The following is an 11,566-nucleotide window of genomic DNA, read 5'->3' as shown; positions in this document are numbered from 1 at the left end:
AACCACATCGCATGTGGCCGGACACATCACCACATCCACTGAAACCAACCCCTCTGGCAGGAGCCGATCATGAAACTCTTCTACAGCCCCGGTGCTTCTTCATTGTCTTCTCACATCGCGCTGCGCGAGGCCGGCCTTGCGGCGGAACTGGTCCGGGTCGACCTGGAGACCAAGACGTTGCCGGCCAGCGGGCAAAGCTATCTGGCGATTCATCCGATGGGCAAGGTGCCCGCACTGGAGCTGGACGATGGCGCGGTGCTCACCGAAGGCCTGGCCGTGCTGACGTACCTTGCCGACCTGGCGCCGGCTTCGCAGCTGGCACCGGCTGCCGGCACCATCGAACGCTACCGCCTGCTGGAAGCATTGAGCTTCGTGGCGACCGAACTGCACAAGGGCTTTGCGCCGATGTTCGATGCCGAGGTGCCGGCCAGCTTCAAGCAGCGCCTGCTGCGGGACGCACGGGCTTTCGAGCGTGTGGATGCGCTGGTGCGGCCAGGGCCATACGTTCTTGGCGCGCACTTCACGGTGGCCGATGCGTACCTTTATCCGATCCTTCGCCTGGGGCATCACGCGGGCCTCGATTTCTCGCGCTGGCCGGCCATCGAGGCGTACATGGCGCGGGTGTCGCAGCGGCCCGCGGTGCGTGCGGCAGTTCACGCCGAAGGCCTGATAGAGGGCTGATTGGGGGCTGATGGAGGGGTGTTTGGCGGTCGATTGATGGCTTGTTGCGTGGGGCCTCTCCAGAGTCGAATAAACTCCGCCCCGCTTGCAGCTTGCATTCGTTGCTGCGCCGCCATAGGCAACATGGCGAATTAAACCTATTAGGAACTCAGTTGAACCGCATCGAACTCGTCGAAAAAATCGTCACCGCCCACAACGTCAGCAAGGCTGAAGCCGCGCGCATCCTCGAGACTGTGACCAGCTCGATCGTCGCCGCAGTGAAGAAGGGTGACCCCGTCCAGATCGTCGGCTTCGGCACCTTCAAGCAAGTGGCACGCGCCGCACGCTCGGGCTTCAACCCCAGCGCCGGCACGAAGATCAAGATCGCCGCACAAAAGGTGCCGAAGTTCGTGCCGGGCGCTGCCTTCAAGGCCGCCGTGGACCCGAAGGCTGCCAAGCGCAAGGCCGACAAGGTTGTCGCCGCCAAGCCGGCTGCCAAGGCCGCAGCAAAGCCTGCAGCGAAGAAGGCTGCCGCGCCCGCCAAGAAGGCCGTGGCCGCAAAGAAGAAGTAATGCATGGCGGCCGTTGGCCGCCGATGCAAAGAAAAGGCCCCTCGCGAGGGGCCTTTTTTGTTGTGTGCCGTGGGCTTTTTTTCAATCGGGCTGGATCACGCCCTCGTCCAGAAAGCGCTGGTACTCGGCCACGGGAATGGCCGTGGTCTGCATGGTGCCGCTGTCGCCCCAGCTCAGCACGGCGCTGTCCGGTGCCAGCTGGACTTCGATCGGGCCTTCGGGAATGCGGATGAGAGGGCCGTCGCCGGCCCGGTATTCGACTACGCCGGTGACTTTCGCGTTTGCTGGCATGGGTTCGCTCCTCGTCGGGTGATGGATGGGCTGACACCGAGCCTACCGCGTCGTTGTGACGGGAGAGTCATCGCGCTGCGGCGATCCGTGTAGGCCGTCCGGCCGTTTTGGCGCCACCGCTTTCGCTCAGGCCGTGGCCAGCCATCGCATCGGCTGCGGCCCTCCGTAGACCAGGCTGCGCCACAGCCATTCGGCCGGCCCGAACCTGAAGCGCGCGAGCCACCAGCAGCTGAACACCGCCTGCAGCCCGAAGATCGCAATGCTGCATGCCGCGACGCCCACCAGCCCGAGCTTCGGACCGATGCCCAGGCCGATGCCATAGAACAGGCCCAGGCCGAGCAGCGTCTGCGCAAGGTAGTTGGTCAGCGCCATCCGCCCCATGGGTGCGAGCTTGCGCAGCCAGTGCCGCCACGCGGCCCGCTGGAACAGCAGAACGAAGGCCGCCATGTAGAACACGCCCTGCGCCAGCGGCGCGATGTGGCGCAGCAGGCGCGCGACGGTCTTGCCCACATCGCCGCCCTGCAGCCAGCCGGCCACGATGCCCGTGGCGTGGTGGTCCCGCAGGAGCAGCAGCACCGTCGCGACAAGGCTCGTGGCCAGGCTCGCATACAGCAGGCGGCGCCAGAAGTGCCGGTACTCGACCGACCTTTGCAGCACGCCGGCGCGGCCGATGGCCATGCCGATGAGCAGCCGGCCGAAGACGAAGAGCGGCAGCCACCACACGGCGATGCGCATGCGTGCGTCGCGCGCGAAGTTGCCATCGAGCACGGTGGACCACTGGTCGCTGCCGAAAGCCGCCAGCGCCGCCGCGGCAGACTGGGCCGGGCTGGCCTGTGGTGGCAGCAAGGCGGGCAACACCGGCTGCAGCAGCACGGGCATGGCCACCGCCACAAACATGCCGAGCAAGGCCAGCATGCGCGGCGACAGTCGGGTGAACGCCAGCAGCGCCAGGCCGAACACCGCGTAGTAGCGAAGGATGTCGCCCCACCAGAACAGCCACGCGTGCACGAGGCCGATGGCCAGCAGGATCAGCATGCGACGCACATAGCGGTGCACGTGGTCCGCCTTGGCCGTCGGGCGGTTCATCTGCATCGCGAAGCCGACGCCGAACAACAGCGAGAACAGCGTGATCGAACGGGCATCGACCAGGAGCTCCATCGCCATGTCGACGACACGGTCCCAGGCCGCAGTGGGCAGTGCCGCGCGATCGGCGGGCGTGAGGAACTCGAAGAGCGAGAAGCTGCGCAGGTTGACCATCAGCACGCCGAACAGCGCAAAGCCGCGCAGTGCGTCGAGCAGTTCAAGGCGGCGAACGCCTGAGGCCGGCGATGCGTGCGTGCGAACGGGGAGGGCGCCGGAGCGCATCGATGGGCCGCCGGCAGTCGGGTAGCGCGGCAGGCTTGCGGGATCGGATGTCATCGGGGACACGTGAAGGCTGCGGTTGCTGGGTTGCGGGTGTCCGTATCGGAGCACCCGCGCCAGCCGCGATGCTATGAATCAGCATTGCATGAACATTGCGCTTCGCGTATCGGCGGCGTGAGCCGCATCGGCCGCCGCCGCAACCACCAGAAGGCTCCGGGTGGCTGCGGCAGAGGAGGTCTTCTCAGACCGTCAGGCCCTGCTCCACATCCAGCGTCTTGCGGCGGGCCAGCGCGAGGTTCGACTTGGCCTTGTCGAGCACGAGGTACACGAACAGGCCTTCCTTCTTCAGCATCGGGCGGATGATGTGGTACTGCTTGCCGAGCGTGATGAGGATGTCTTCGATGACATCGTTCAGGCCGAGGTCGCGCATGGTCCTGAGCTTGGCGCGGACCACTTCGGTGTTGCCGGCGGCGGCCACTTCGAGATCGACGCCCGAGCCGATCTGGCCCAGGATCATGCCGCTGCTGGAGTCGACCAGCGCCGCGCACAGGGCGCCGTCGCAGGTCATCAGGTCGTCCATGGATTGCTTGATATTTGCCATCGGAATCTTTCCTAGTCCCTCGCCCCTGAAAGTCGGCAGCCACCCGGGCGAAGAAATGGGCGGCGGCCGGTGTCGAAACGGTGTGTCGCGCGGGCGCTGCCCCTAGGCGTGCTGCAGCGACAGCGTCGCCTGCTTCGCAAAGTAGAGGACCTGGCCGATGATGGCCTCGCGGCCCGCGACCACGCTCACGATCAGCGTCACGTCGGGGTGGCGGGCCTGCAGCATCAGGATGTGGCCGTGCGTGGCCTCGATGGTCACGTTGTCGCAATCGCCGAGCTGGCTTTCCTCGCCCGCGACGGCGCCCAGCGCGGCCAGTGAACTGGCGATGGCGGACAGGCGCGCGACCTGCGCCGTGTTCTCGACGCGGGCGGCCAGCTCGAGGCCGTCCTCGGTCGAAATGACGACGGCCTTCACGCCCTTGATCTCGCGCATCAACGTGTCGATGGCGGATTCGGCGGCGAGCTTGATTCTTGGAGTTATGTTCATGGCTGCTCGGAAATGAGGAAGAAGAGGGATCAGGTTTCGAGTTGCAGCAGCAGCAGCTCCAGCAACTGCACGACCTGGGGCGGGTCCGTGACGTTCGCGGGCAGGACCGGGCAGAGCACGCCCCTGGCTTCCATGCGCCGGGCGTAGGCATCGACACCCGGTTGCGGATGCGCTTCCATGCGGCCCACCGCCACCACGCAGGCGGTCTGCGCGATCAGGTCCGCGAAGCCGTCGAGGTAGACGTCGAGGTCGGCCAGCGGGTCGGGCCGGCTGTTGTCCACGAGGATCACCACGCCGAGCGCGCCGCGCCCCAGGATGCGCCACATGAAGTCGAAGCGCATCTGGCCGGGCGTGCCGTACAGGCGCAGCTTCTCGCCGTTGTCGAGCGTGAGTTCGCCGTAGTCGAGCCCGACGGTGGTGGTGGCCTTGGCCACCGAGGTGTCGCTGTTGCGCACGTCGGTGCTGACCGGCGGTATCTCGCTCACGGCCGCGATCGCGGTGGTCTTGCCGGCGCCCATGGTGCCGGTGAAGAGGATCTTGTGTTCGATGGTCATCTGGAGCCTGTCGGCAGCAGGCCCAGCCGGTTCCGTATGCGGGCCAGCAGCCCGGGTTGCACGGGTTCGCGCGCCGGGCCGGCGGGGCGGCTGTCTGTTGCAGCGGCGTCGGGGGTGGGCAAGGGGGCTTCGGCTGGCCGCGTGTTTTCGAGGAGGTCGGCGCGCCGAAGGTCGATCAGGAAATCCAGGCAGTCCTGCTGCGCGAGGCCCGAGCGTTGCTGGAGCAGCGCAAGGGTGGTGGGCCGGCCGGTCATCAGCGTGGCCAGCCGGATGCGGACGGGCACTTCGAGCAGGGCGGCCGGCGGCCAGCGCAGCAGGCGGAATTCTTCGTCGGGCCCGATGTGCCGGTCGGGCGATGCCAGCCCCAGCCCCCGTGCGTGAACGACCATCGCGCCCAGCTGGTTGAGCGTGTGCTCGAGTACGTCGGCATGCAGTGGCAGGGCCAGGAAGTGGCCGCCGCGCTGCGGGTCGACATGGCCGACGGCCAGCACCGGGACCGCCTTGGCGGGGGGGGCGTCCGTCGCCGTGGCCGTGGCGGGTTCACCGACCACCCGCAGGTCGGCCGCGCCGGCCTTCCATGCCCAGTGCTGGTGGGTCCGGTGGTCGAGCAATCGCACGAGGGACCTGAACAGAAGCTCCTCCCGGGGCGGCAACCCCTCGACGCTGAAGCTCAGCAAGGCGCGTTGGCCTTTGGTCGCGGGGTTGGCTGCTGTGGTCATGACCGGCCTGTGCGGCGAACGGGAGCAGACGGGTGCGGGCGGGTGGCTGGTCCCTCTGGAACCAAAAGCACCAACTTGGGGCGTGTATGCCAGTTTGCTTTCAACCTGAGGCTCTCTGTGTGTGATTTCGAAGATGGAACGCGCATGGCGTGGGTCGAAACGAGAACTAAAGATTGATCAAGAGGTGTGACGCCAAAAATATAACACCTGTTTCAAATAAAAACACTAGATTACAGACGGAAGGTTTCGCCCCATTTCGGGCGGGGCTGGCCGCGCGCCGCTCGCGCGTTCAAAGAAGGCGTGACTTCGCGTAGGCCGACGCCCTCAGTCGGATTTGCTGCCGTTTTGCGGAATTAGCATGGGTCGGTGCTGCCTCGAAAGGCAGCGATTTCTTCGTCGATCCATGTTCCTTGGAAAGGATTTCGCCATGAACACCATGAACCTCCGCACGCTGGCGCTTTCGTCCGCCGTCGCGATCGCCAGCATCGCTTTTGTCGGCTGCACCACCACGCGGCCACAGGATCAGGCGAGCAGCACGTCCTCGCGCGCATCCATCGATGCGCAGGTCAATGCGTCGTTGTCCAGGCTGTACGACTCGGTGCCCGGATCGCGGGAACTGGTCGCCAAGTCGAGCGGCGTGCTGGTGTTTCCCGCCGTGGTGGGCGCCAGCATGGGGGTGGGCGCCGAATATGGCCGCGGCGCGTTGCGCGTGAACGGCCGCACGCAGTCGTACTACAGCACGACCGCGGGCTCGATCGGCTTCCAGGCCGGTGCGCAATCGAAGGCGGTGATCTACCTCTTCACCACGCAGGCCGCGCTGGACAAGTTCCGCAACAGCAAGGGCTGGACGGCCGGTGCCGATGCGACCGTGGCCCTTGCGACCATCGGTGCCAACGGCAACATCGACACCAACACGATCCGCCAACCGGTGGTGGGCTTCGTGATGACCAACGTGGGCCTGGAAGCCGGCGTCTCGCTGTCGGGCGCGAAGATCACCGAGATCCAGCTCTAAGCCGCCTGCCTGCGCAGGCAGGGGCCTTTCTTCTTTTCCCTATTGGCCGAGTTGCGCGCGCAGCTCGGCCACTTCCTTGCGAAGGGCTTCGTTCTCGGCCGTGAGTTCGGCCACGCGCTGCACCAGCAACTGGGTGGCGTCGGGCGTGTCTTGCGATTCGTCCGAATCGGACTCGGCCGATTCTTCGCGCGGCTTTTTCTTCGATTCGCGCACGCGCTTGGCGGCCTGCTTGAGTTCGTCCTTGCCCGCGTTCGCGGCGAAGACCTGCTCTTCGGCCGGCAGGGTTGCAACCGCTGCGGCCGTGTTGATGGAGATGACGCCCGACTTCACGGCCGCCACCAGTTCAGGCGCCGCCTGCTTCTGGATCTTCTCGATCATCCCGACCTGGTTGCTGCTCAGGCGCGCGGCCTTGGCAATGGCTTCGCGGCTGTTCATCGGCGCCTGGGGCGGCATCGCGGGGGCGTCGGCAGGTGCTTCGGCGGCGGGTGTGTCGACATCGAACGGCGCATCGGAGGACGAGGCCGGCGTGGCCATGGCGCGGGCACGCTGCTCGTCGACGATGTCCTTCTTTCGCAGGGCGAGAACGCCGCGCAGGAAATCCGAAATGCTGCGCCGGCCCAGGTGCTGGTCGATCATCCAGAGGTGCACGTCGTCGATGCTCTTGAAGCGCGTGTTCTGCACCGTCTGGAAGGGCAGGCCGTGCTTCTGGCAGATGCCGTAGCGGTTGTGCCCGTCTACCAGCACGTCGCCCCACAGCACCAGCGCGTCGCGGCAACCTTCGGCAAGGATGCTGCGTTCGAGTGCTTCGTGTTCCTCCGGAGTCAGTGGATCGATATAGGCTTTGAGTTCTTCGTTGACGACGATGTTCATGGGGAGCGGATCGGGGAGAGGGGCGGAATTTTAGTTGGGTGCGCTGGTGCGCCTTGCGTGGAGCTCGAGCGGCTTCTCCCATTGCAGTGGTGCGGTTTCGCGGCACACGATGCGCGTGGCGGCCAGGTTTTCTGGCGCAGCGCAGAGGGCCACGAAATGCTCGCGTGTCGGCTGCAGTTGCCAGAAGTGCCAGGGCCGTGCGGTGTCATCGCGCGTGCCTGAATCCGCGAGTGCGAATTCGATGCCGTCGTTGTTGTTGTCCAGCGTGAAGCTGAAGCTGTCCAGCGGTATCTGCAGGCCCATCCCGCGTGCCTTGATGTAGCTTTCTTTCAGCGTCCACAAGTCGAAGAAGCGCGCTGTCTGGAGAGCCGTGGGCAGGGCGCGCAAGGCTTCTGCTTCGACGGGCGAAAAGAAATGATCGGCAACGTCGAGCGCCGCCTTGCGCTCGATGTTTTCGACATCGACGCCCAGCTCGATGTTTCGCGCAAGGGCCAGCACGATGAGCCCATCGGTGTGGCTCAGGTTGAAGTCGAGGCCACGGGTTTCTTCGATGGTGGGCGCCTCGATGCGAGGGCGTCCGAAAGGGCCTGTGGCAAAGCGCCAGGCGTGTGGCTGCACCGGCGCATAACGCGACAACACCGAACGCACCAGAGCCCGCGTCAGGAGGTAGCGGTACCGGTCGCTCGCGAAGTGGAAACGGTTTTGCTTCGACAACTCTTCCGGCGTCAGCAACGCGCGGCAGGCCGCGTCCTGCGTGGCATCGCCGGACTTGCCGTGAAAGCAGAACCAGAGGTGAATGTCGCCCGCAGGCAATGAAATGAGAGGGGCGGCGCTTGGCATGAAGGAGCCGCAGCGCATGGCCGCGATCGCAATGTGGAGCGGATGATGACACGGCGCGAAGTGGTCTATCATCGCGGTCCCCCACACACGCGATGCCGGATTCCGCATTTCCAGCGGAACGCCAGATCCCGTGATTCGCCATGCCGAATTCATCCGGGGGCCTCACATCATTCGTTTGAAAACTGACTCGGAAGGGTCATCAAGATGACTCGAAATCCGCATATAAATAGAAATGATTCTTATTTAGATTTGTCCATCAAAAGTAGTAAATCGGATTCGCGGCCCGTGCCGGCTCGCTCACAGGAGAAGAGGTGTTGAACATGCCATCGCATTTGCCCGAGCCGTCGCTCGGGGAGGTATTCATCGCCAATCGCGCGCAACTCTGGCGCGTTGCCCGGAAGATCGTCAACACGGCGGACCTGGCCGACGACGTCGTGCAGGACGCCTACCTGAAGATCGTCGACGGCCCCTGCGTGCGGCACGCCGACCGGCCCATCGGCTATTGCTGCCAGGTGGTGCGCAACATGGCGCTGGACTACTGCCGTCGCCATCGCGTCGAAGCCAGCTATCGAACCTTCGACGTGGACGTGGAACTGCTCGACGTGCCCGCCACCGCCACGCCCGACCGCATGATGTGCGAGCGCCAGGTCATCAGCGCGATCGACAAGGTTCTTTCGGGTCTCGCCCCGCGAACGCGGCTGGTCTTCGAGCTCTATCGTCTGGAAGGCCTGACGCAACGCGAGATCGCCGCGCGCCTGGGCTGCGCGCTGGGTCTTGTGAACGGCCTGATCGCAGAGGCCGCCACGGCCATCAAGTCGTGCGGCCACCTGCTGCTCGAAAGCGACGCCCGCTAGCCCCGCAGGGAAGATCGCGCAAAAAGAAGCCTCGCCGATTTGCCGCGAGAATGCGCGCTGCAAGGGCAGGCGTCGCTCCAGACCCGGCCCGCATCGACAACGCGAGCAGCTTCACGAATGAAACAGGACAAGGACGATCCCGTCTGGGACGCCGCATGGCAATGGGTGCAGCGCGAACACGACGCCGACAGCTTCGATGAAAGCGCGCGCGCCGAGATGACCGCCTGGCTCCTGGCGCAGCCCGCGCACCGCCGTGCCTACGACAGGGCCGCCCAACTGTGGTTGCTCGCGGGCTTCGTTCCGCCGACCAACGATTTCGGCGATGGCGATGGCGACAGTGACGACGTGCCCGACACCGCCCCCCACCCAACCCCTCGCGCCGGCAACTAAGCCCGCCTCCCTCGCTCCCCTCGCGTCCTTCGCGAACGCGCCGCCAGCCGCCGCGCACGACCGCCCCGCACCCTTCCTGCGTCAGCGCCTGCCGATCCCGGCCGCGCCATCCGCGCACGCCTCCTTTCCACGCCCCACGGCCCCTCCCGAAATGAACAGATTCGCCCGAGAAGCGTCCTGTTTGCAGGAGCGCCGCGATTCCGCCTGACACCGGTCCGGTCATCGGGCGCCTCCTTTTGTTCAATCACTTAAGGATGCACCGATGTCGACGAGTTGTTTTGACCGCGAAGACGAGACCTTCATCGTTCTGGTCAATCACGAAGACCAGTACTCCATCTGGCCGCACTGGAAGGCCGTCCCGGCCGGATGGACCGCGGTCGATGGCATCAAGGGCGACAAGAAGACCGTGCTCGCGCACGTCGAGGGCGCGTGGACCGACATGCGCCCCCGCTCGCTGCGCGACTGGATGCGCGAGCAGAAGCAGCAGGCCGGGAGCGCCGCCGCCTGATGTCGCGCATGCCGCAGACGCTCTCGTTGCTGTGCCTGCCTTGCGCGGGCGCAAGCGCCACCATGTACCTGCGCTGGCGCCGCTTCCTGCCGCAGTGGGTGCGGATCGTGCCCGTCGAACTGCCCGGGCGCGGTGCGCGCATGGGCGAGGCCTTCGCCGACAACTACGAGGCGCTCGTCGCGCAGTTGTGCGACGAGCAGGCCGAGGCGATGCAGGGCGGCGACTTCGCGCTCTTCGGCCACAGCATGGGCGCACTGCTGGCGCACGGCATGTCCAGCCGGCTGCACGACGCGGGCCGTACGTTGCCGCGCGCACTGCTGGTCTCGGCATGCGCCGCACCTTCGCAGCGCGACCCTGAGCGCTTCGAAGGCAAGGACGACGACGCCTCGCTCACCGCCGACCTGCGCAAGCAGGGCGGCACGCCCGAAGACGTGTTCGCCAGCGCCGAACTCATGCGCATCACCCTCGATGCCCTGGGCGCCGACTACCGCATCTGCCGCAGCTTCGCGCACGACGCAGCCACCGGCAACCCGCCGCTGCCAATGCCGGTCCATGCCTTCGCCGGGCGTCATGACGACATCGATATCCAGCGCATCGAGGCATGGTCAAGCGAGACCGCCGGCACCTTCACGCTCGATGTCTTCGATGGCGGCCACTTCTTCATCCGCCAGCACGAGGCCGCGTTCCTCGAGGCGCTCGTGCGGCGCCTCGGCCAGGTCATCGCGCAAGAAAAAACCCATGCACCCCACGCCCTTGCCTGAGCGCGCCGCGCGCGCCAGGTGTCCGAATTTTGAAGCGACGGCGCACTCGGCGCCGCGCGCAAAGGAGTCGACGACATGAATGAAATGCTCACGCGCTTCGAGCGCAAGGCGCCAGCCGGGTCCGATCTTCCCGTGCTGATGACGCCTGGCGAATCCGGCGAAAACCTGCTCTCGGCCGTGGAGCGCCTGCGTCCGCTGATCGAGCAGTCGCTGCTCGTGACCGGCGGCGTGCTGCTGCGCGGCTTCTCGGTGCCCGGCGTCGAAACCTTCCAGCAGTTCGCCTCGTCGTTCGGCCATCCGCTGCTGAAGTACGAGTTTGCCTCCACGCCGCGCTCCGCGGTCTCTGCTTCCACTGGCGCGGGCGTCTACACATCGACCGAATATCCGGCGCACCAGAGCATTCCGCTGCACAACGAGCAGGCCTACACGCGCGAGTGGCCGATGAAGATCTGGTTCCACTGCATCACCGCCTCGCCCGAGGGCGGTGAAACACCCATCGCCGACAGCCGTGCGGTCTACCGGCGCATTCCGGCGCGCATCCGCGAACTCTTCGAGCCGGGCATTCTCTACGTGCGCAATTTCGGCGAGATGGACGTGCCCTGGCAGAAGGTCTTCAACACCGAGAGCCGCGCCGAGGTCGAAGCCTTCTGCACCCGCACAGGCATCACCTGGGAGTGGAAGGACGACGACGGCTTGCGCACGCGCCAGCTGTGCCAGGCCATCGAGACGCACCCGGTCACCGGCGAGCGGGTCTGGTTCAACCAGGCCCACCTGTTCCACATCTCGGCGCGCGAAGCCGAAGAGCGCGAAGTGCTCGAAGAGCTCTACGGCATCGAGAACGTGCCGCGCAACACCTTCTTTGCCGACGGCTCGACCATCAGCGACGCGATCTTCGCCGAGGTGCGCGAGGCACTCGATGCCGAGACCGTGTCCTTCCTCTGGGAAGAGGGCGACGTGCTGATGCTCGACAACATGCTCGTGGCCCACGCGCGATCGCCGTTCAAGGGCCCGCGCAAGGTGATCGTCGCCATGGCCGAGCCGCACGGCAACCTCGACCGCAGTTTCTGAGCCAGGCACCGGAGTCCA

Annotated in this window: 16 protein-coding genes; 8 read left to right on the top strand and 8 right to left on the bottom strand. The window is 65.9% G+C overall.

What is annotated here, in order from left to right; genetic code table 11:
- Positions 1-69 precede the first annotated feature (69 nt).
- Both gstA and ACGLHS_RS24765 read left to right on the top strand, forming a co-directional pair.
- The gene (gene gstA, locus ACGLHS_RS24770) at positions 70-681 is read left to right on the top strand and encodes a glutathione transferase GstA (protein WP_394484085.1); all 612 of its coding nucleotides are present in this window, start codon (positions 70-72) and stop codon (positions 679-681) included.
- A 152-nt stretch (positions 682-833) separates the two neighbouring features.
- A complete protein-coding gene (locus ACGLHS_RS24765; protein WP_093238853.1) occupies positions 834-1,232 on the top strand; it encodes an HU family DNA-binding protein in 399 nt (132 codons plus the stop codon).
- Between the two features lie 81 nt (positions 1,233-1,313).
- On the opposite strand, the gene ACGLHS_RS24760 is transcribed toward ACGLHS_RS24765, so the two are convergent.
- The 6 genes from ACGLHS_RS24760 to ACGLHS_RS24735 all read right to left on the bottom strand — a co-directional run bounded on the left by ACGLHS_RS24760 (position 1,314) and on the right by ACGLHS_RS24735 (position 5,245).
- Complete coding sequence (locus ACGLHS_RS24760) at positions 1,314-1,523, bottom strand: hypothetical protein (RefSeq protein WP_093238854.1); 210 nt, start codon at positions 1,521-1,523, stop codon at positions 1,314-1,316.
- 126 nt (positions 1,524-1,649) lie between these two features.
- Positions 1,650-2,942, bottom strand: coding sequence for a DUF418 domain-containing protein (locus ACGLHS_RS24755; protein ID WP_394484083.1), 1,293 nt, complete (start codon positions 2,940-2,942; stop codon positions 1,650-1,652).
- Between the two features lie 184 nt (positions 2,943-3,126).
- Positions 3,127-3,486 (bottom strand): hypothetical protein, encoded by a 360-nt coding sequence (locus ACGLHS_RS24750; RefSeq protein ID WP_093238857.1) that lies wholly within the window; start codon positions 3,484-3,486, stop codon positions 3,127-3,129.
- A gap of 102 nt (positions 3,487-3,588) precedes the next feature.
- Positions 3,589-3,972, bottom strand: a complete 384-nt coding sequence (locus tag ACGLHS_RS24745) for a roadblock/LC7 domain-containing protein (RefSeq protein ID WP_093238859.1) — start codon at positions 3,970-3,972, stop codon at positions 3,589-3,591.
- Between the two features lie 29 nt (positions 3,973-4,001).
- Positions 4,002-4,526, bottom strand: coding sequence for an ATP/GTP-binding protein (locus ACGLHS_RS24740; RefSeq protein ID WP_176801064.1), 525 nt, complete (start codon positions 4,524-4,526; stop codon positions 4,002-4,004).
- Complete coding sequence (locus tag ACGLHS_RS24735; protein ID WP_394484080.1) at positions 4,523-5,245, bottom strand: hypothetical protein; 723 nt, start codon at positions 5,243-5,245, stop codon at positions 4,523-4,525. The genes ACGLHS_RS24740 and ACGLHS_RS24735 overlap by 4 nt, the downstream gene beginning before the upstream one ends.
- A 427-nt stretch (positions 5,246-5,672) precedes the next feature.
- Here ACGLHS_RS24735 and ACGLHS_RS24730 point away from each other — a divergent pair, with 427 nt between their 5' ends.
- On the top strand, positions 5,673-6,257 hold the full coding sequence (locus tag ACGLHS_RS24730) for a YSC84-related protein (protein WP_093239446.1): 585 nt from the start codon (positions 5,673-5,675) through the stop codon (positions 6,255-6,257).
- A gap of 39 nt (positions 6,258-6,296) precedes the next feature.
- Here ACGLHS_RS24730 and ACGLHS_RS24725 read toward each other — a convergent pair whose 3' ends face one another.
- Both ACGLHS_RS24725 and ACGLHS_RS24720 read right to left on the bottom strand, forming a co-directional pair.
- Positions 6,297-7,127, bottom strand: coding sequence for a plasmid replication/partition related protein (locus ACGLHS_RS24725; RefSeq protein ID WP_394484078.1), 831 nt, complete (start codon positions 7,125-7,127; stop codon positions 6,297-6,299).
- Positions 7,128-7,157: 30 nt separating this feature from the next.
- Positions 7,158-8,120, bottom strand: a complete 963-nt coding sequence (locus ACGLHS_RS24720; protein WP_394484076.1) for a 4'-phosphopantetheinyl transferase family protein — start codon at positions 8,118-8,120, stop codon at positions 7,158-7,160.
- Between the two features lie 167 nt (positions 8,121-8,287).
- On the opposite strand from ACGLHS_RS24720, the gene ACGLHS_RS24715 reads away from it, so the two are divergent.
- From ACGLHS_RS24715 to ACGLHS_RS24695, 5 genes are all read left to right on the top strand, one after another.
- The gene (locus ACGLHS_RS24715; protein WP_394484074.1) at positions 8,288-8,821 is read left to right on the top strand and encodes a sigma-70 family RNA polymerase sigma factor; all 534 of its coding nucleotides are present in this window, start codon (positions 8,288-8,290) and stop codon (positions 8,819-8,821) included.
- 117 nt (positions 8,822-8,938) lie between these two features.
- Positions 8,939-9,211, top strand: a complete 273-nt coding sequence (locus ACGLHS_RS24710; protein ID WP_394484072.1) for a FecR/PupR family sigma factor regulator — start codon at positions 8,939-8,941, stop codon at positions 9,209-9,211.
- 262 nt (positions 9,212-9,473) lie between these two features.
- Positions 9,474-9,719, top strand: a complete 246-nt coding sequence (locus ACGLHS_RS24705; RefSeq protein WP_394484070.1) for an MbtH family protein — start codon at positions 9,474-9,476, stop codon at positions 9,717-9,719.
- An 8-nt stretch (positions 9,720-9,727) separates the two neighbouring features.
- Entirely contained in the window at positions 9,728-10,480 is a 753-nt protein-coding gene (locus ACGLHS_RS24700; RefSeq protein WP_394484068.1) for a thioesterase II family protein, read from the top strand.
- Positions 10,481-10,555: 75 nt separating this feature from the next.
- The gene (locus tag ACGLHS_RS24695) at positions 10,556-11,548 is read left to right on the top strand and encodes a TauD/TfdA family dioxygenase (protein ID WP_394484066.1); all 993 of its coding nucleotides are present in this window, start codon (positions 10,556-10,558) and stop codon (positions 11,546-11,548) included.
- Positions 11,549-11,566 lie beyond the last annotated feature (18 nt).

It is taken from the genome of Variovorax sp. VaC1 (assembly GCF_043658315.1).
GTDB lineage: Bacteria > Pseudomonadota > Gammaproteobacteria > Burkholderiales > Burkholderiaceae_C > Variovorax.
Note: the sequence above shows the minus strand (reverse complement) of the source record. Positions and strands in the feature narration are given on the sequence as shown.